Origin of the sequence: Arthrobacter sp. S41, from assembly GCF_004320535.1 — a bacterium.
In the GTDB taxonomy this organism is placed as follows: Bacteria; Actinomycetota; Actinomycetes; order Actinomycetales; family Micrococcaceae; genus Glutamicibacter.
Genome location: NZ_SIHY01000001.1, coordinates 1,414,571 through 1,432,774, shown reverse-complemented (window position 1 = coordinate 1,432,774; position 18,204 = coordinate 1,414,571). Strand labels below are relative to the sequence as shown.

The 18,204-nt window shown below is 54.4% G+C and carries 16 protein-coding genes; 9 read left to right on the top strand and 7 right to left on the bottom strand.

Annotated elements, in window-relative coordinates; translation table 11 throughout:
• Nucleotides 1–19: 19 nt before the first annotated feature.
• A complete protein-coding gene (locus EYR88_RS06590) occupies nucleotides 20–922 on the bottom strand; it encodes an RIO1 family regulatory kinase/ATPase (protein ID WP_131088872.1) in 903 nt (300 codons plus the stop codon).
• 140 nt (nucleotides 923–1,062) lie between these two features.
• Between EYR88_RS06590 and EYR88_RS06585 the strand changes: the two genes are divergently transcribed.
• From EYR88_RS06585 to EYR88_RS06575, 3 genes are all read left to right on the top strand, one after another.
• The gene (locus EYR88_RS06585; protein ID WP_131088871.1) at nucleotides 1,063–1,794 is read left to right on the top strand and encodes a tyrosine-protein phosphatase; all 732 of its coding nucleotides are present in this window, start codon (nucleotides 1,063–1,065) and stop codon (nucleotides 1,792–1,794) included.
• An 84-nt stretch (nucleotides 1,795–1,878) separates the two neighbouring features.
• Nucleotides 1,879–4,002, top strand: coding sequence for a phenylacetic acid degradation bifunctional protein PaaZ (gene paaZ, locus EYR88_RS06580; protein WP_131088870.1), 2,124 nt, complete (start codon nucleotides 1,879–1,881; stop codon nucleotides 4,000–4,002).
• 320 nt (nucleotides 4,003–4,322) lie between these two features.
• Nucleotides 4,323–6,101: a carbohydrate-binding module family 20 domain-containing protein gene (locus EYR88_RS06575; protein ID WP_242632473.1), complete on the top strand. Its 1,779-nt coding sequence runs from the start codon at nucleotides 4,323–4,325 to the stop codon at nucleotides 6,099–6,101.
• Between the two features lie 51 nt (nucleotides 6,102–6,152).
• Here EYR88_RS06575 and EYR88_RS06570 read toward each other — a convergent pair whose 3' ends face one another.
• The 6 genes from EYR88_RS06570 to EYR88_RS06545 form a co-directional block, all read right to left on the bottom strand.
• The gene (locus EYR88_RS06570; RefSeq protein WP_131088869.1) at nucleotides 6,153–6,863 is read right to left on the bottom strand and encodes a nicotinamide mononucleotide transporter; all 711 of its coding nucleotides are present in this window, start codon (nucleotides 6,861–6,863) and stop codon (nucleotides 6,153–6,155) included.
• Nucleotides 6,864–7,086: 223 nt separating this feature from the next.
• Nucleotides 7,087–7,701 carry a TetR/AcrR family transcriptional regulator gene (locus tag EYR88_RS06565; RefSeq protein ID WP_131088868.1) on the bottom strand — a complete coding sequence of 205 codons (615 nt, stop codon included), beginning with the start codon at nucleotides 7,699–7,701 and terminating at the stop codon, nucleotides 7,087–7,089.
• Between the two features lie 32 nt (nucleotides 7,702–7,733).
• Complete coding sequence (locus EYR88_RS06560) at nucleotides 7,734–9,053, bottom strand: AMP-binding protein (protein WP_131088867.1); 1,320 nt, start codon at nucleotides 9,051–9,053, stop codon at nucleotides 7,734–7,736.
• Nucleotides 9,054–9,085: 32 nt separating this feature from the next.
• Nucleotides 9,086–9,532: a hydroxyphenylacetyl-CoA thioesterase PaaI gene (paaI, locus tag EYR88_RS06555; RefSeq protein ID WP_131088866.1), complete on the bottom strand. Its 447-nt coding sequence runs from the start codon at nucleotides 9,530–9,532 to the stop codon at nucleotides 9,086–9,088.
• Nucleotides 9,533–9,647: 115 nt separating this feature from the next.
• Complete coding sequence (locus tag EYR88_RS06550) at nucleotides 9,648–10,679, bottom strand: bifunctional GNAT family N-acetyltransferase/GrpB family protein (protein WP_165477291.1); 1,032 nt, start codon at nucleotides 10,677–10,679, stop codon at nucleotides 9,648–9,650.
• Between the two features lie 2 nt (nucleotides 10,680–10,681).
• Nucleotides 10,682–12,835: a S9 family peptidase gene (locus tag EYR88_RS06545; protein WP_131088864.1), complete on the bottom strand. Its 2,154-nt coding sequence runs from the start codon at nucleotides 12,833–12,835 to the stop codon at nucleotides 10,682–10,684.
• 272 nt (nucleotides 12,836–13,107) lie between these two features.
• Between EYR88_RS06545 and EYR88_RS06540 the strand changes: the two genes are divergently transcribed.
• From EYR88_RS06540 to paaC, 6 genes are all read left to right on the top strand, one after another.
• A complete protein-coding gene (locus EYR88_RS06540) occupies nucleotides 13,108–14,502 on the top strand; it encodes an amino acid ABC transporter substrate-binding protein/permease (RefSeq protein ID WP_131089809.1) in 1,395 nt (464 codons plus the stop codon).
• A 26-nt stretch (nucleotides 14,503–14,528) separates the two neighbouring features.
• Nucleotides 14,529–15,254, top strand: coding sequence for an amino acid ABC transporter ATP-binding protein (locus tag EYR88_RS06535; RefSeq protein WP_131089808.1), 726 nt, complete (start codon nucleotides 14,529–14,531; stop codon nucleotides 15,252–15,254).
• 203 nt (nucleotides 15,255–15,457) lie between these two features.
• A complete protein-coding gene (locus EYR88_RS06530; RefSeq protein ID WP_131088863.1) occupies nucleotides 15,458–15,907 on the top strand; it encodes a DoxX family protein in 450 nt (149 codons plus the stop codon).
• A gap of 141 nt (nucleotides 15,908–16,048) precedes the next feature.
• On the top strand, nucleotides 16,049–17,035 hold the full coding sequence (gene paaA, locus EYR88_RS06525) for a 1,2-phenylacetyl-CoA epoxidase subunit PaaA (RefSeq protein WP_131088862.1): 987 nt from the start codon (nucleotides 16,049–16,051) through the stop codon (nucleotides 17,033–17,035).
• Nucleotide 17,036: 1 nt separating this feature from the next.
• Nucleotides 17,037–17,327, top strand: a complete 291-nt coding sequence (gene paaB / locus EYR88_RS06520; RefSeq protein WP_131088861.1) for a 1,2-phenylacetyl-CoA epoxidase subunit PaaB — start codon at nucleotides 17,037–17,039, stop codon at nucleotides 17,325–17,327.
• Nucleotides 17,324–18,184: a 1,2-phenylacetyl-CoA epoxidase subunit PaaC gene (gene paaC, locus EYR88_RS06515; RefSeq protein ID WP_131088860.1), complete on the top strand. Its 861-nt coding sequence runs from the start codon at nucleotides 17,324–17,326 to the stop codon at nucleotides 18,182–18,184. Before paaB ends, paaC begins: the two co-directional genes overlap by 4 nt.
• Nucleotides 18,185–18,204: the final 20 nt, after the last annotated feature.

Here is an 18,204-nt window from a genome sequence, read left to right as displayed (position 1 = left end):
ACTGAACGTTTTAAGGAGCCTAGAACAGGTGGCCTAATAATGAAGCGAACAGCTCATCGGGATCATGCACATGACCCTTGGAAGCAAACCACTCGCAGAGGTTCAGGCAGTCACGATGTAAGAAGTCCATACCGTGCGGATTGCCAGCGAGGTCCACACATTGCGGGACATCGATAACAACTAAGCGCTCGCCGGAGACCAGAAGGTTGTACGCCGATAAGTCACCGTGAGCCACTCCCAGCCGCGCGAACTTCTCCAACGCATCGGTGAGTTGATCCCACAAAGCAGGTAGCCGTGGATCAAAACGCGCAAGCTGTTGAAGTCGCGGGGCTGCGGCGAACGGATCATCTGGGTCGGCAATGAACTCCATCAGGATTTCGGTGCCGTCGATCTGTACTGGGTAGGGCACCGGGATCCCTGCCTCATAACAACGCAAGAGATAGGTCCACTCGGCGTTGGACCACTGCAAAGCTGCAATGTCTCGGCCATAGGCAGAGTTATTGCGGATTGCGCGGTTATCACGGGAGCGACGTGCTGAACGGCCGTCACTATAGGCCTGCGAACGGCTAAATTGCAGGTGGTCGCGACTGCGGTAACGTTTGGCCGCCAGCAGGCTCTTGCGCTCGCCGATAGCACGTTCAAGCAAAAAGACGTCGCCTTCTTTGCCTGTCTTGAGGATGCCTAACTCGGTATCGAGGGCGCCAGCATCTTCAATGAGCCACAGTGGATAGGGCTGAGGACCTCTCAGAGCCTTCTCAACAAATGGCCACGTTGAGTAGCGTTGGCCGGCTGGTGGTTCATCGGTGAATGATTCATTCCAGACAGGCTTGTGCTTGTGGAATTTGAGTTCTGTCTCAGTGTCAGCGGATTTTGACGTGATCAGCTGTGAGCTGGTGGATGGTTCTCCAGCAGGGAAATGCATTGGGGGAAGTCCTTAAGGAAAGAGGTAACTGACCGGGAATAGCGGTAAACAATCATCGTTACCCCTCCTTCAATAGACTGATTGACACTTGTCAATGACTAAGACTCTACAACAGTGAATCAATATGTTGCAATGGGTAAATGAGTCAGGAAGTGAACTATCACAAGCAGGTCGGGGACCTGGCGTGGTCAGGGGCGGTGAATGCGCGACATATCTGCGGAACTTTCTATCGCATGGGTCGCCATGAATGGCTGAGCGCTGAAGGTTGGCAGCAAATGCATGCCGATGGCGTGGCCAAGGTAATTGACCTGCGCAACCCAGCGGAGATTCATCGGCGAGAACATGACCCAGCGGTACCCGAGGTCAGTCTTGCTCGTATTGAACTAGTGAACCTGCCACTGGAAACCCCGGGCAATCAACGCTTTGAGTCCATCGCGGTTCCTTACATGAATCACACCAGTATGTATCGGTTGGTCTGCGAAGAATTTGGCAGCCAGCTACGTGAGGTCTTTGAAAATTTGGCGGATTCACAAGGGGCCACCGTGATTCATTGCTCGGCAGGACGTGATCGTTCAGGACTTATTGCGACGCTCTTGCTTGATTTGGCTGGTCAGGGAAACCGGATTCTGAAGCATGATGAACTTGCGGTGCGAGGCATTAATGAATGGCACCGGGTATCGCCCCGCAAGCACCCGTACGAGAGTTTTCGTGAGGAAGAAGAACTGCGACAGGTCATCAATGAGCGCGCGGTAGCACTGGAAAAATTCTGTACTTGGATTGGTTCAGCGCAGTCCTACCTCGAACAGCAGGGTATGGACCCGGCATTGTTGGAGTGTTTACGAATCTTGGCGACAGATGACTCATTGATCTGAGGCAGCTTAAGGTGTCCCCTGTCACGCTCTTCCTGATATGGTTTAAGTTAATACTGACCGACCGTTCAGGAAGGAATTGTGTCAATGTCGACAAAACAGATCAGCGCAGTACCCAGCTTCATCGCGGGACAATGGTGGACTCCCGAATATCAGGGAGGAACTGAGGTTCGCGATGCCAATACCGGAGAGTTGCTGGCCTCGGTAACTAGTGACAAATTGGATGTTGCCGCCGCCGTTGTCTATGGCCGAAGCACCGGGCACCAAGAACTTGCCAAGCTCACCTTGCACGAGCGGGCGTTGAAGCTCAAGGAACTGGCGCTGTATCTGAATGAACGACGCAAGGATCTCTACGAGATCTCGTTCAAAACCGGAGCCACGAAAACAGATTCCATGGTGGATATTGATGGCGGCATTGGTGTGCTCTTTACGTTCTCTTCCAAGGGACGTCGCGAACTACCCAACAACAATGTCATTCTTGACGGCCCCACTGAGCCACTAAGCAAAGACGGCTCATTTATCGGCACACATATCTACACCGCCATGAGCGGAGTAGTGGTGCAGGTGAATGCCTTCAACTTCCCGGTCTGGGGCATGCTGGAAAAATTTGCCCCCGCCTTTATTGCCGGTGTTCCAACCATCGTTAAGCCAGCAACACCAACGGGCTACCTGGCAGAGGCCGCAGTACGACTGATGCTCGATTCAGGCATCCTGCCAGAAGGATCCTTGCAGCTACTTTCAGGCTCAGCCCGAGACCTCATGGATCATCTGGATTACCGTGACATGTTTGCCTTCACCGGCTCAGCTGCCACCGCAAACAAACTTAAATCCCATCCAAACGTTATCGACGGGGGAGTGCGATTCGCGGCTGAAACCGATTCCCTGAACGCGGCCATTCTAGGTTCGGACGCAGAAGTGGGAAGCGCCGAATTTGAGGCCTTCGTCAAGGTAGCCGTCACTGAGATGACCAGCAAAGCCGGCCAAAAGTGCACCGCCATCCGTCGCAACATCGTTCCCTCGCGCTTGGTTGACCCAGTGATTGCAGCTATCGGAGAGCGCATTGACCAGCGCGTGGTCATTGGTGATCCGCGCGTAGCGGGCGTGAATATGGGAGCTTTGGCTTCACTGGAGCAGCTGAGCGATGTGCGGGCTGCCGTGCAAGATATGATGGCTGCCGGCGGCGAGCTGGCCTATGGACGTCTTGACGCGCCAGCGGTGCGCGTAGCGCCCGAAAAGGACGCTGTTGCACAAGCCGGTGCTTTCATGTCACCGATTGTTCTTCGCTGGAATGATGCACGTAATCCACTGGTGCACTCGCGTGAAGCGTTTGGACCAGTCAGTTCGGTCATCGGCTACGAGAACCTGGACGAAGCAATCGAACTGGCTGTCATGGGTGCCGGGTCCCTTGTAGCAACCGTGTGCAGTAACGACGCTGAGACGGTGCGCGCGCTGACCTTGGGCATCGCTGCGCATCACGGACGTGTTCACATCCTGAATCGAGAAACTGCTCGTTCAACAACTGGCCACGGCTCACCGGTACCGCATCTGGTCCACGGCGGACCAGGCCGTGCCGGTGGCGGCGAAGAGCTAGGCGGAATCCGTTCGGTCAAGCACCATATGCAGCGCACCGCCGTACAGGGTTCACCAAATATGCTCACCGCGTTGAGCGGAGTATGGCACTTAGGAGCCGACCAACGATTGGCTGGAAGTGAAAAGTTTGGTGGCGATGCGCAGTATGTCCACCCATTCCGTAAGGCACTTGCCGAGCTGCACGTTGGGGACGGATTCGCCTCGGATCTGCGTGTTGTGCACTTAGAAGAAATTAGTGAATTCGCGCAAAAAACCGGCGATACCTTCTACGCTCACACAGACGCCAAAGCCGCGGAAGCTAACCCATTCTTCCCAGGGATTGTTGCCCACGGCTATCTTCTGGTGTCATGGGCCGCGGGCCTCTTTGTTGAGCCAGCACCGGGGCCGGTACTGGCCAATTATGGGTTAGAAAACCTACGGTTCATCACTCCAGTTTCGGCCGGGGACGCCATTCGCGTGACGCTGACGGCCAAGAAAATCACCCCGCGCGTCACCGATGAATATGGCGAGGTCGCGTGGGACGCAATCTTGCACAATCAGCATGATGAGATCGTGGCAACCTACGATGTTTTGACTCTGGTGGAGAAAGAAAATATCACTTACGCAAACTTCGGAAGCTAAGCTCTTAGATCCATAGAAGGTGGGCGTCGCACTATGCGACGCCCACCTCTTTCGTGTCTGCTCCGATGAACTGTGGAGCCCATGTAAGCGTTTCCAAAATGTTCTCAAACTCATACCCATGGCAAAAAACTTTCGTCAATCTAGTCCGAGAATATCGCTGATTTAACCTGTTTACAGAAATTTACTTCTTGGTTAGACCTAAGAAAGCGTTTACAGTTGTGTCTCAGGTCACATATTGATGGGGAGATGTGTGGCTAGTCGATTCGGAGCGCAGGTTCCGCCGGATCGTTGCCCAATCATCACATCAAAGGAGCATTTCTGTGGGACTTTTGTCATCACGCGCCAAACCAACTAGACGCAGAATCGGAGCACGAGCGGCCAAACCAGCTGCCGCTCTAGCCGCCTCACTAGCCTTGTTGGCTGCCCCATTGTTCGCCGCCCCAGCTCAAGCGACAACCCCATCAAACAACGGGAAGGATGTCATTCTTAACCTCTTCCAGTGGAACTGGAACTCGGTGGCCCAAGAATGTAAATCAAGCATCGGACCAGCAGGCTTCGGGTACGTTCAGGTTTCACCACCCGCTGAGCACCTTCGCGGAACAGCCTGGTGGACTTCCTATCAGCCCGTGAGCTACAAGGTGGACTCAAAGCTGGGTAACCGCGAAGAGTTCTCGGCCATGGTCAAAAGCTGTAACGATGCAGGCGTCAAAGTAGTCGCCGACGCCGTGGTCAATCACATGGCTGGTGTGGGCCAGTCCGGCACCGGGACCGCCGGCTCGCCATTCTCGGAAGACAACTTCCCAGAGTATTCGGCCCAAGACTTCAACGATTGCCGCACCAACATTTCCAACTACGCTGACCGCTGGCAGGTTCAAAATTGCCGGCTAGTCGGACTGCAAGATTTGAAGACTTCCAGCAGCTACGTTCAGCAGAACATCGCAGACTATCTTGATGATCTGGTCTCGCTAGGTGTCTCCGGATTCCGCATTGACGCCTCAAAGCACATCCCGGCTTCTGATCTTGAGGCGATCAAATCAAAGATGAAAAACTCGGGTGTTTACTGGGTCCATGAAGTTATCGGAGCCTCTGGGGAACCTATCCAGGAAAGCGAATATCTAGGTAGCGGCGACTCATTTGAATTCGACTATGCCCGTCAGCTGAAGAACGACTTTGATGCACAGATTTCCAACCTGCGTTTCATCGGTGATGGCAAGCTTAACGGCGCCAATGCTGGGGTCTTCGTGACCAACCATGACACCGAACGCAATGGTGAAACCATGAACTACAAATGGGGAGCCAAATACCTGCTAGCGAACGTTTTTATGCTTTCTTGGCCTTACGGTTCGCCCTCGGTGTACTCAGGCTTCTCATTCACTGACAAGGAATCCGGTGCTCCCGGCGCCAGCGATTCTTCGGTGCCCAACGCCAACTGTGATTCATCGGCATGGACCTGCGAACAGCGGCAAGAAGAAATTATTGGAATGGTCGGATTCAACAATGCCGTTGGCGACGCTGCGGTAAGCAACTGGTGGGACGACGGAAATAACCAGATCGCCTACGGACGAGGTAACAAGGGATTTGTCGCCATTAACAACACCGGGGCTGCCACTACCCGTCAGTACACTAGCGCGCTAGCTGCCGGGACCTACTGCGATGTCGTCTCCGGTGCAGACTGCTCGCAGAAGATCACCGTAGGAGCTGACGGCAAGTTCACCGCGACCATACCTGCGTACGGTGCACTGGCGTTGCACGTGGGTGCACTCGGTGATGGCTCAATCGGTGGGGGAACCGACCCGGTCGAAGAAGCCGGTGACGTTAGTGTGGCAGTAACTGCCGAAACCACACTGGGGCAGAATATCCGAATTGTCGGCAACCAGGCGATGCTGGGTAATTGGGACCCGGCCAAGGCGCTGGCGCTCTCCTCGGCAAATTACCCGAGCTGGACCGGCACCGTGGACCTTCCTGCCGGGACAACCTTTGAGTACAAGTACATCAAGTATGACCAGAACGGGAACACCAGTTGGGAGTCCGGAGGCAACCGCACCGCCACTGTTGGGGCCGATGGATCACTGGTTCTGAAAGACAGCTGGCATAACTAGCTCCAACAAAAAAATCCCGCCCAAAAATGGGCGGGATTTTTTGCGGAAAACTTACTTTTCAGAGTCAGCGTTCAGCTTATCCAAAGTGGCTTGCTTTGCCTTTTGCAGTGCAAGTTCTTCTTCGCTCAGTTCCTCATGAGCAACCTCTGAAGCACCGGACAGGTTGCGCCAGAGGTAGAAGCCATACACGGCGGCCAGGGCGATAAATACGTACAAGCCGATCATGCCCAGCATTGGGGAGATCATGAAGTAAATGACCAGATCAGCGATGGCCGCAAGGGCCAACAACAGCCAACCCTCACGAACGCCTCGTGCGATCATCACGAAGGATGCGAAGATCGCTGCGTCGGCGAAGTACATGACCCAAATTTCCGGCGTAGCGCTCAGGAAAGTGGAGTTGAACAAGAATGGGCCGAATCGCAAAGCAACCAACAAGATCAGGCCAACAAGCATGCCAACGGCAGACCACATGGTGATTCCAGTACGGGTTACTTCACGGGTGAACTTGCCGTGAAGCTTGTATTGGGAGAACCGCCAGAGGCCAAAGATCGGCAGCAGCAACAGCGGAATACCGTAGATCAGTCCAAGAAGGTCAAACTGCAGCGCAGAAATCAGTGGGCCGACAAAAACGGCAAGAATCAGAGTCCACCAACCCAGATCGTTGCGATGGGCCAGCAAGATTGCAGAGACGAAAACTAGCAACATGCTTGCGGCGGACAGCAGGATTTGAACATAGGAACTATTGCTGTCAGCAGTAGCCATGAAAAGGGTTTGTAAGATTGAATCCACGGTGCTCTTCACTCGATCGATTGGCAACGGCAGGTGCACAAGGCACCCCTTAGATGCTAGCCGTGATTCCTGTGAGTCAGTGAATCCTGTAAGGGTTGGATGCAACACAACCCTCGTGCCTGATGATGCAGAAACAAGAATGCGACCCTCTACCCGTAAGCAGAAGGTCGCATCCTCAAAGTTGCTAATCTAGCTATTACGACTTGGTGTGCAAACCGGTGAACAGCAAAGAGATGGCTTGTTCTTCAAGCTTCGTCGCTTCGAGGGGACCATCTACGCGGTACCAATCCACCAATGAATTGATCATGCCGAAGAGTAATCTGGCGGTGCTTCGTGGATCTAGATCTTCTCGAAGCTTGCCGTCGCTCTGCGCAGCTGTGACCAATTCAGCTAACTGGCGGTCCATGGCGCGTCGGCGCTCCAACGCTTGACGTTCAAGTTCGGTGTTGCCACGCAAGCGAAGCAACAAGGTGACGTACAGGCGCTTGTCAATCAAAATACGAATCGTTGAACGCAGGAAAAATTCGAGCCGTTCATCGGCGCTACCCTCATGGGACTGCACCTCGGTGATCACTGCTTCCAAAGGAATCAGCGCTTCATCCAAGGCAAGGCGCAACAAATCCTCTTTAGAAGGCACATGGTGATAAATCGCGGACTTGCTAATGCTCAGTCGGTCGGCGAGTTTACCCATCGAGGTCGCGTCGTACCCGTATTCGTTGAAAGCCTCAACGGCAATGCGCAATACGGTTTCCTGGTCGTAGCCGGGGCGCCCTCTTTTAGCCGGTCGACTTGCAGTGTCAGTGGTGTCCATGATGAATCGATTATTCCATGTCCCAGCTCGGATTACTGATTACGTAGGTCATAGATGCGCTTGAGTTTACCCATGGAACGCTCCAGCGATTCAGGTTCTACAACATCGATGGCACACGATGATCCAATGTGAATCTTGATCAGTTTGGCTAGTTCCTTGCCTGCGTGCTCGGCCTGCTCGGTGGAAGTATCCATGCGACGCTCCACCTTGACGGCCAACTGGTCCATGCGATCAGGGCGGGAGAGGATGAGTTGGAAGTGCGGGGAGAGACCCGGAACCTTCAGGATCAATTCTTCAACCTGGCTGGGGAACAAGTTCACGCCACGCAAGATGATCATGTCATCACTGCGTCCGGTGATTCGACCCATTCGACGGTGTCCGGGACGAACGCTACCTGGCATTAGTCGAGTGAGGTCATGGGTGCGATAGCGAATGATCGGTAGGGCCTGTTTGGTCAAAGAAGTGAAGACCAATTCTCCGTGCTCGCCGTCGCCGAGGACCTTGGTTGGGTCAAAGGCATCAATGATTTCCGGACGGAAGTGATCTTCCCAGATGTGGCTGCCGTCTTTACGTTCATTTGATTCTCCAGCGACGCCTGGGCCCATGACTTCGGAAAGTCCATAGATATCGCAGGCATCAATATTGAACATTTCTTCTAGCTCGTGACGCATTTCTTCAGTCCACGGTTCTGCGCCGAGCACAGCAACCTTGAGCGAAGTGCTGCGTGGGTCAATGCCTTTGCGTTGCATCGCGTCCCCGATAGTCAGCAGGTAGGTTGGCGTGCACAAGATGGCATCCGGAGCGAAGTCTTGGATCAGTGAGATCTGCTTATCGGTTTGCCCACCGGACATCGGGATAACGGTAGCGTCCAGGCGTTCGGCTGCAGCGTGCGCGCCCAGTCCACCGGTGAAGAGTCCGTAACCATAGGCGTTGTGAACCTTCCAGCCTGGTTTCACTCCCGATAGGCGAAGGCACCTTGCGCCCAACTTGGCCCAGTCATCTAAATCCTGCTGGGTGTATCCAACAACGGTGGGTTTTCCCGTGGTTCCTGAGGAAGCGTGAATACGTGCAACTTCGTGCTGTGGGACGGCGAACATGCCAAACGGATACGTCTTTCGCAGATCTTCTTTTTCCGTGAAAGGGAACAGCGACAGGTCGCTCAGTTCCTTGAGATCATTGGGATGGACGCCTGCAGCATCATACTTTTCCTTGTAATGAGGAACCTTGTTGTAGGCCAGATGCAGGGTGTCCTTCAAACGAGCAAGTTGGATCGATTCGATCTCATCACGGCTCATGGTTTCTTCTGCGTCAAGCGGGTTTGGCAGCTCAACACGGCGGGAGGTCTCAGACATGCTAGAACTTTCGTCAGGAATGGACTGGGGGATTAGCGCGATTTTGGCTTAGGTATGGTGCGGGAACGTCCGCGGAATTCGGCGATAACTTCGCTAGTGCCGTCGCTGGTTTCTTGAGTGACCGTAATGTCGTAGAGTCCGCTACGTCCTTGTTGCGAGACTCGGTTGCCGGTGGCAGTGAGTTTTCTGCCCAGCACTGCTGGCTTTAGGAAGTTGATGTCTGCTCCGGAGGCCACGGTGATGGTTTCTTCGGAGCCTTCGACTTCATTGCAGCTCATGGCGAATGCGGTGTCTGCAAGGGTGAAGATCATCCCGCCATGACCAATGCCAAAGCCATTGAGCATTTCTTCACGAAGCTCCATGGTGATGACCGCATGTCCGTCACTGGCTTCGATGACTTCAATGCCTAGCCATCGGGCGGCAGTATCATTGCGGAGAATCTCGTGGGGTAACGGCTCTTCTACCTGAGTTTTGGTCATCATTGTCCTTCGCCGATTTATTTACCGAACGATCATTAGGTAATAACATAATGTGAGCTAAGTCAAGTTTTTGAACAGTTGGGTATCCCGTATTGCGCCAGAGGGCGAGAGGAAACTAGTCGGTGAAAATGCGACGGTGTAAATCAAGGATGAAGGGTTCCTTGATTCGGTTGTAGTCCATGACCAGAGCATCTTCACCATCGGTAGCCGCGATCTGTGCAGCGGCCTGTCGCTTCACCGCGGCGTAGGCATCACGGTCAACACTGTTGTGTCGCAGATGTTCACGGAAAATCATCATTCGCAGGTATTCAGGACTGCCTGCGGAAAAGATGTGAATGTTGGCATCCGACAGCCCAGACTCAATCGACGGTTTAAACATGCGGTGCGCGTACCAGCCTGGTTCCCGGTGCCAGAACACTAAGCCTGCCTGTTGCAACGCCGCCACATACGTACTTTCATCGTTGGCATCAGGCACCAACAAGGTGATATCGATGATCGGCTTGGCTGGCAGTCCAACTACCGAAGTAGAACCGGTATGTTCCACAGCTAAGGCAAGCGGCCCCAACGCCGAGGAAATAAGGGCAGCGAGGTTCGCGAAGTCGCTGGCCCAATGAGCTTGGGGTTCTTCGATGCGAATGTTTCCGCGCGTCAGTTGGCCACCAACCGCCTCATAACCCGGGTCTTCTTCGGGCTGAGATCGCAGTAGCGGGGGGTACGGCAAGGTGCACAAATATCTTGTGGTGCCGGGCCAACGCCAATCTTCGGCTGACTTGGAAATCATACAGCCGATGGCACCGTAAAACTCGATGGCATCCTTATCGGTGGTCGCCCAAATGCTTTTGCCGTGGCGCTTTCGCAGTGCCTTCAGCAAACCATGTGCCAAGCCCTGTTGCTGGTGTTCGGGTAAGACGGCGAGGTATTCAAGGCACAACGAATACTTGTCACCATGCCGGTAGGCGGCCAAGGCGCAAATGTTCCCAGATTGAGTGAAACTGGCAAGAACATTCAGAGCTTGGCATTCGTCCAGTAGTTCTTCTAGGCCTTGTTCATCGGCAGGACTAGCGGCCAGCACCAGCAACCGACGCACCGCAGAGTCATCGCGGTAGTCGGTGATGCTGATGTGGCGCATGGCCGCTACTTGCTTCATGATCAGATTAGTTTGGTGCAACCCAAGGAATCTAAGGCAAAGGCGTAATCCCAGGCGCGAGACTTCCATGACTCGTATCGGCCCGAGGCGCCGCCATGGCCACCGTCCATTTCGGTTTTCAGCACGATCGGTGCCTCACCGGTGCCGACTTCACGAAGCTTGGCAACCCACTTCGCTGGCTCAACGTACAGCACACGGGTGTCGTTCAGCGAAGTAACCGCGGCAATCTTTGGGTAGGCCTGAGCAGTGACGTTTTCATACGGAGAATACGACTTCATGTAGTCATAGACTTCTTTGCTTTCAATCGGATTACCCCACTCTTCCCACTCCAAAGCAGAGAGTGGAAGATCTGGATCAAGGATTGATGTCAGTGCGTCAACAAACGGCACCTGAGCAATGATCGCGGTGTACAGCTGCGGAGTCATATTGGCGATAGCACCCATAAGAAGTCCACCGGCGGAGCCGCCAAGGGCGACAATGCGCTGCGGGTCAGCAAGGCCGGAATCAATGACGTGCTTAGTTGAATCAACAAAGTCCGTAAAGGTGTTCTTCTTGTGAAGCTTCTTGCCCTTCAAGTACCAATCGCGACCCAACTCGCCACCGCCACGCACGTGAACGATCACAAAGATGACTCCGCGATCCAAAACGCTCAACCGCGGGATGCCAAAGCCTGGGTCCATGGAAGCTTCATAGGAGCCGTACCCGTAGATCAGCACCGGCTGCGGTACGGAGGTATCCAGATCGACACGACGCATGACGGTCAAAGGAATCTTGGTTCCGTCAGCGGCGGTAGCCCAATCCCGAGTGGAGACATACTTGCTCGGGTCATAGTCATTGACCGGCGTCTGCTTGCGTAGAACCAAGCTCTGATCTTCTAGCCACAGGTCGTAAACCCGGGCAGGGGTGAAGTCAGCGGTGTAACTGATGCGGATCAGCGGTGCATCAAGTTCAGCAAAAGTCGGGGAGGCGGTGAACAACTCGTCTTCAAATTCAGGTTCGATCGGTGCTGCTTGCGCCGCGGTTCCCAACCCTTCCAGGGCCAGAAGCTGCACGCGTTCGCAGGTGTCACGACGTACCGAGAGGATCACGTGGGAACCGGTGAGGATCGTACCTTCAATCTTCACCGTGTCCTCATGAGCAACAACGCTCTGCCACTGCTCTGGAGACGTGTCTTTACCAAGCTGATCAATGTTTGCCAAAGACACCATATTGTTCGGTGCCTGGTAGTCGTGGGTGATCAGTGCTTGGCCGGCGGCTGGCATCAAGTCGATGCCGTGTAACAAGCCCAGATCACGGGGGACCAGCAAGGTGACAGCGGCGTTGCTGTCGGTCAGATCCAGCATGCTGGTTTCCGAGTACTCAGAGTTGCCGCTGGAAATCATCAGGACTTTGCGGTCTGGGCTCAGATCAAAACCAAGCCACATGCCCGGGTCGTTTTCTTCAAAGATCAGCTGGTCTTCGGCTGCATCGGTGCCTAAACGGTGTGCGCGAATCTGGTTAGGACGCCACGTTTCATCAACCACCGTGTAGAAAACGGTGGAGGAATCAGGGGAGAAAGCTAAGCCGTAAAAGACGCCTTCGATAACGTCCGGCAAGAGCTGACCGGTCTTGAGGTCCTTGATGTAAAGGGTGAAGCGTTCATCTCCTGCATTATCAACGCAGTAGGCCAGTAGATTCCCTTCTTCATTCAGCGCCATGCCACCGAGGGAGAAGAAGGGTTGACCTTCAGCCAGTGCATTGCCGTCAAGCAAGACTTCTTCGGCCGGCAAGCTCTGTTCTGCATCAATTACTGGGGGAGTCCAGTCGGCTACTGGATCCGAAGTATCGGTGGCCTTAACGCGGCACTGCACGGTGTAAGGCTTGCCCTCGGCTGAGCGGGTGAAGTACCACCAACCGCGGCGGCGAACCGGTACAGACAAGTCGGTTTCTACGGTGCGTGCCTTGATCTCGTTAAACAGGTCATCGCGCAGTGGCTGCTGGGCGGCGGTGACTGCGTCGGTGTAGTCGTTTTCAGCCTTGAGATGGTTGATCACTTCAGGGCTGGTCTTCTCCCTGAGCCACTCGTAGTTATCGATGAAATCATCACCATGGAAGCTGCGGGTGGTAGGGCGCTTGGCCGCGACCGGAGGAGTGTTATTCAACGATGCATCAGTCATACCCCTATTCAATCTCACGCGCACCACTTGTGGGCACTGGCTATGCTCAGCGCGGACAGAAGATCGTTGCCGGGTTTGGATCTCTGAGCACAATAGGCGCCAATGCTTCCGGCTAGACTCTAATGCGCCTAGGCTTGCAGGAATAGGATCATGTCTGCAGCTCGGGCCACTCGCCCTTTAGTTTGAGAAAGCGATCATCAGTGGAAAAGAAACAGAGAGTTGCCCGGCACGGGCGCCTGCAACGATGGATTGCCGCGGCAGCCATCGGTTTGATGGCGTTGGTTGTTGGTGCGCCTTCGGCCATGGCCCAAGGCAACGAAAAAGTTGACGGTCAAACATACGTCATTGGTACCGACACCACCTTCGCCCCCTTTGAATTCCGTCAGGATGGCGAACTGACTGGTATCGATATGGACATCTTGCAGCAAATTGCTGATGACCAAGGATTTAAGGTTGAAGTCAGGTCCCTTGGCTTCAGTGCCGCTTTGGCTGCCCTTTCATCAAATCAGGTGGATGGCGTCATCGCAGGTATGTCGATCACCGATGAACGTAAAGAAATCTATGACTTCTCGGAGCCATATTTTGAGTCCGGTGTACAGATGGCTGTCGCCAAGAACAAAGACGACGTCAAGACTTATGAGGACCTCAAGGGCAAAACCGTTGTCGCCAAGACTGGTTCTGAGGGTGAAACCTACGCCAAGTCCATCGCTAAAAAATATGGGTTTACGGTCAAGTCCCTAGACCAGTCCGCGACCATGTATGAATCGGTGAAGTCAGGTTCCGCTGTAGCGGTATTTGATGACTACCCGGTGCTGGCCTACGGCATTGCTCAGGGTAACGGTCTGAAGACCGTGACCGACAAGGTGCCCGGTGGCTCCTACGGTTTCGCAGTTAATAAGGGTGAGAACACCGCCCTGTTGGCAGCCTTCAACGATGGTCTTGCAGAGCTAAAGGCCAACGGCGAGTACCAGAAGATTCTGGACAAGTACCTTTCTGATCCCAGCGCTTCGACTCCGGATAATTTCTTTGATCTAGTGGCCAAGTCCTTCCCGGCCTTGATGTCCGGTTTGTGGCACACCCTGTTGGTCACCGCGATCTCCTTCGCCATTGCTATGGTGCTTGGTCTGTTCTTCGGCTTCTTGAAGCTCTCGGGCAACATCGTGCTTCGCGGGATTGCCTCGACCTTCGTCAATATCTTCCGCGGAACCCCGCTGCTGCTCTGGGCCTTCATGTTCTACTTCGGTCTGCCACAGCTGACCGGTTGGGAAGTCTCAGTCTGGACCGCAGGTGTGCTGACCTTGTCGCTGAACGCTGGCGCCTATGTTGCTGAAATCGTTCGCGGTGGTATCCAGTCGGTGGATCCAGGCCAGCTTGAAGCTTCTCGCTCCTTGGGTCTGGGCTACGGCAAGTCGATGCAGAAGGTTGTTGTTCCTCAGGCTTTCAAGATGATGACTCCATCGTTGATCAACCAGTTGATCATCAGCCTGAAAGACTCCTCGTTGCTGTTGGCTATTGGCTTTGGCGAACTGCTCTACCAAGGTCAGCAGATTTACGCAGCGAACTTCCGCGTGACCGAAACCCTGCTCATCGTGGGTGTCATTTACTTCATCGCCATCATGGCCCTGACAAAGTTGGCTAACTACGCCGATCGGAGGTTCAACAAGTGAGCGCCGTAACCGAGCAGAGCTCCCAGATGAAAATCCAGGTCCAAGACCTGCATAAGTCTTTCGGTTCAAACAATGTTCTTAAGGGCATTGATCTTGATATTCGTGAAGGTGAAGTGGTGTGTGTCATCGGGCCTTCGGGTTCCGGTAAGTCCACACTGCTGCGTTGCCTGAACAAGCTGGAAGAGATTACTTCTGGCAAGGTGATTGTTGACGGTTTTGATGTCACCGATCCAAAGGTGGATATCAATGAGGTTCGCCGTCATGTGGGCATGGTGTTCCAGCACTTTAACCTCTTCCCGCACATGACCGTCGCCGAGAACATCATGCTTGCTCCAGTGGAGCTGAAGAAGATGGACAAGGCCCAGGCACGCGAACGTGCGCTGGAACTTCTGGAACGTGTAGGGCTCAAGGACAAGGCCAACGCCCGTCCGGCATCCCTGTCAGGTGGACAGAAGCAGCGTGTAGCTATTGCTCGTGCGCTGGCCATGGCTCCAGGAATCATGCTCTTTGACGAGGCCACCAGTGCTCTTGACCCTGAGATGGTCGGCGAGGTGCTCCAGGTTATTAAGGAGTTGGCTGACTCGGGCATGACCATGGTCTTGGTAACCCACGAGATGGGCTTCGCCCGCGAGGTGGGTGACCGAGTGATCTTCATGGCTGACGGTGTGGTTTGTGAGCAGGGTGAGCCAGAGCAACTCTTTGGTAATCCGCAGCAGGAACGTACTCGTGACTTCCTTTCGAAGGTGCTCTAGTACGAAGTTCTAAAGCCAACGGATAAGGGCCGCGCTTCCTGCCCCAGCATCACGCTGGGGTGGGGAACGCGGCTTTTTTCGTGATGAAGGTAACCGGAGTAAAACATCTAAGTGCTTGAAGCTTCAACTTGATCCGAATAGTGTTGAACGGGAAATCGAGCAGGGAGACCCCTGACCGGCTGACGTTTCCGAGGAGCTAGATCATGAACAATCTGGAAAATAATCCCCGCCTACTTGCCGCTGCGCAGGCCATTTTGCGCCTTGTTATCGGATTCCTATTTGCCGCCCACGGTTGGCAAAAGTTCTCCCAGTTCACCATTGATGGCACCACCGCCAGCTTCGCTCAGATGGGCGTTCCTGCCGCAAGCTTGGTTGCCCCAGTGGTAGCAACCTTGGAACTGGTGGGAGGCATCGCCCTGATCTTGGGCATTGCAACCCGAATTTTCGGCGCACTGTTGGCGCTGGATATGATCGGCGCGTTGGCTCTAACTCACGCACAGAACGGCGTTTTTGTTGCCAATGGTGGTTACGAGCTCGTGCTGGCCCTGGCTGCCGGCGCCGTCGCGCTGGCCTTGATGGGACCAGGTCGCTGGGCCATTGATCACTTGCTGTTTGGCCGTAAGCGCGGAAAGCGTGCCGCGGTCAACGCCTAGATTTGTAGCTTCAATCAAAACCCCAAGGAGTGATCCTTGGGGTTTTGTTGTACCCGCGGAGCTTTTGTTGACGTGACCGAGAGCACTCTGACATACTGAACGAACGGTCAGTATGTAATTTGTTTTCGAAGAGGTGAACCCATGGCCCCGAGTGCGCCGCAGGAACCGGGACTCAGTGCTGTCCCGAGCTACGAAGAAGAACAATCACAAGCTCGCTTTGATGCGTTGATTGATCGGGACGCTCGCGTTGAACCACGTGACTGGATGCCTGAGCCTTACCGCAAAACTTTGACTCGACAGGTCTCCCAGCATGCCCACTCAGAAATCATTGGTATGCAGCCTGAAGCTAACTGGATTACTCGTGCTCCGTCGCTGAAGCGCAAGTCCATCTTGATGGCTAAGGTTCAGGATGAAGCCGGGCACGGACTGTACCTCTACTCGGCTGCCGAGACCCTAGGCACCAGCCGCGACGAGCTCAACGATCAGCTCTTGACCGGTCGCGCCAAGTACTCCTCGATCTTCAACTACCCAGCACGTTCATGGGCGGACATGGGTGCTATCGGCTGGCTAGTCGACGGAGCAGCCATCGCCAACCAAGTCCCACTATGCCGTGCATCCTATGGTCCTTATGGACGTGCCATGGTGCGTATCTGCAAGGAAGAGTCCTTCCACCAGCGCCAAGGATTTGAGATCCTGCTGGCACTCTCGCGCGGCACCGAAGCTCAAAAGAAAATGGCTCAAGATGCCATCAACCGCTTCTATGAGCCATCGCTGATGATGTTCGGCCCACCCGATGACCAGTCACCTAACTCCCAGCAGTCCATGGCCTGGAACATCAAACGATTCTCAAATGATGAGTTGCGCCAGCGCTTTGTCGGCATGATCGCCGAGCAGGTCAAGGTCCTTGGCATGACCCTTCCAGATCCAGAACTGCACTATGACGAAGTCAAAAAGCAGTGGATTCATAAGGATCTGAACTGGGATGAATTCATGAACGTCATCAAAGGCAACGGTCCAGCCAACTCCCAACGACTCGAACGTCGCCGCGAAGCACACCGAGAAGGCGCCTGGGTCCGCGAAGCCGCAACAGCCTACGCCGCAAAACAAGCACAAAGTGAGGTCGCCTAACATGAGCCAACAGAACAACTGGCCCCTGTGGGAAGTATTTGTCCGTTCCTCCCGCGGACTCTCGCACGTGCACGCAGGATCCTTACATGCCCCTGACGCGCAGATGGCCGTGCGTAACGCACGAGATCTATACACCCGACGCAATGAAGGCGTTTCCCTCTGGGTAGTGAAATCCAGCGACATCATTAGTTCTGATCCGGATGAGAAAGATTCCTTCTTTGAATCTCCGCAGGGCAAAGACTATCGACATGCCACGTACTACAAGGCCAGTGAAGGAGTGAAGCATCTGTGAAGCACGAAGAATTGGATGCTGCACTGGACAGCTTCGGCGACGCACTGGCTTCGGCCACCCGAGTCACCCCGGGAAACGCACTTCGTCCGGAAGACATTGCCGTAGACGGTGTAGCTCCCAGCGATGAAGTGGCACAGTACGCACTGACCTTGGGTGATGACTCGCTGATCTTGGCTCAGCGACTTGCCCACTGGATTTCGAGGGCCCCTGAGCTAGAAGAAGACGTAGCCCTGGGCAACATTGCCCTAGATATCCTCGGTCACGCCCGCTCATTTTTGACCTACGCCGGACTGGCCTGGGACAAGAGTGAAGATGATTTGGCGTACTGGCGTGAGGAAGAAGAATTCACTTCGCTATGGATCGTTGAGCAACCCAACGGGCACTTTGGTGTCACCATCATGCGACAGCTGATCGTCTCCATCTTCCAGCACCTGCTCTATCAAAAGCTGGTCAGCTCAGCTGACGAAACTTTAGCAGCTATCGCAGCCAAGGCTGTCAAAGAAGTGGATTACCACCGCGACCACGCCATTCAGTGGACCATCCGGTTGGGACAGGGAACCGAAGAGTCGGCCGAAAAAATGCGTCACGCTCTGGATATTCTCTGGCCCTACGTTGATGAAATGTTCCGCGATGAAGCGGTACACCAACGCCTAGAAGGTATCGCGGTGTTGCCCTCGACGCTTCGCGACGCATGGCAAGAAGAGATCACGGCAGTTCTAACCGACGCGGGTCTGCAGATTCCTTCCACCGGCCAAGCCATGGTCTATGGACGACGAGGTGAGCACTCTGAGCATCTTGGCTACGTGCTGGCCGAGATGCAGGTACTTGCACGTAAGCATCCCGGCGCCAGCTGGTAACGACAAATAATGCCCGAGAG

Excerpts from the sequence above, each read along its gene's own strand:
- EYR88_RS06590 (WP_131088872.1), bottom strand. The coding sequence starts at position 922 with ATGCATTTCCCTGCTGGAGAACCATCCACCAGCTCACAGCTGATCACG.
- EYR88_RS06585 (WP_131088871.1), top strand. The coding sequence starts at position 1,063 with ATGAGTCAGGAAGTGAACTATCACAAGCAGGTCGGGGACCTGGCGTGG.
- paaZ (WP_131088870.1), top strand. The coding sequence starts at position 1,879 with ATGTCGACAAAACAGATCAGCGCAGTACCCAGCTTCATCGCGGGACAA.
- EYR88_RS06570 (WP_131088869.1), bottom strand. The coding sequence starts at position 6,863 with ATGGCTACTGCTGACAGCAATAGTTCCTATGTTCAAATCCTGCTGTCC.
- EYR88_RS06565 (WP_131088868.1), bottom strand. The coding sequence starts at position 7,701 with ATGGACACCACTGACACTGCAAGTCGACCGGCTAAAAGAGGGCGCCCC.
- EYR88_RS06560 (WP_131088867.1), bottom strand. The coding sequence starts at position 9,053 with ATGTCTGAGACCTCCCGCCGTGTTGAGCTGCCAAACCCGCTTGACGCA.
- paaI (WP_131088866.1), bottom strand. The coding sequence starts at position 9,532 with ATGACCAAAACTCAGGTAGAAGAGCCGTTACCCCACGAGATTCTCCGC.
- EYR88_RS06550 (WP_165477291.1), bottom strand. The coding sequence starts at position 10,679 with ATGAAGCAAGTAGCGGCCATGCGCCACATCAGCATCACCGACTACCGC.
- EYR88_RS06545 (WP_131088864.1), bottom strand. The coding sequence starts at position 12,835 with ATGACTGATGCATCGTTGAATAACACTCCTCCGGTCGCGGCCAAGCGC.
- EYR88_RS06540 (WP_131089809.1), top strand. The coding sequence starts at position 13,108 with ATGGCGTTGGTTGTTGGTGCGCCTTCGGCCATGGCCCAAGGCAACGAA.
- EYR88_RS06535 (WP_131089808.1), top strand. The coding sequence starts at position 14,529 with ATGAAAATCCAGGTCCAAGACCTGCATAAGTCTTTCGGTTCAAACAAT.
- EYR88_RS06530 (WP_131088863.1), top strand. The coding sequence starts at position 15,458 with ATGAACAATCTGGAAAATAATCCCCGCCTACTTGCCGCTGCGCAGGCC.
- paaA (WP_131088862.1), top strand. The coding sequence starts at position 16,049 with ATGGCCCCGAGTGCGCCGCAGGAACCGGGACTCAGTGCTGTCCCGAGC.
- paaB (WP_131088861.1), top strand. The coding sequence starts at position 17,037 with ATGAGCCAACAGAACAACTGGCCCCTGTGGGAAGTATTTGTCCGTTCC.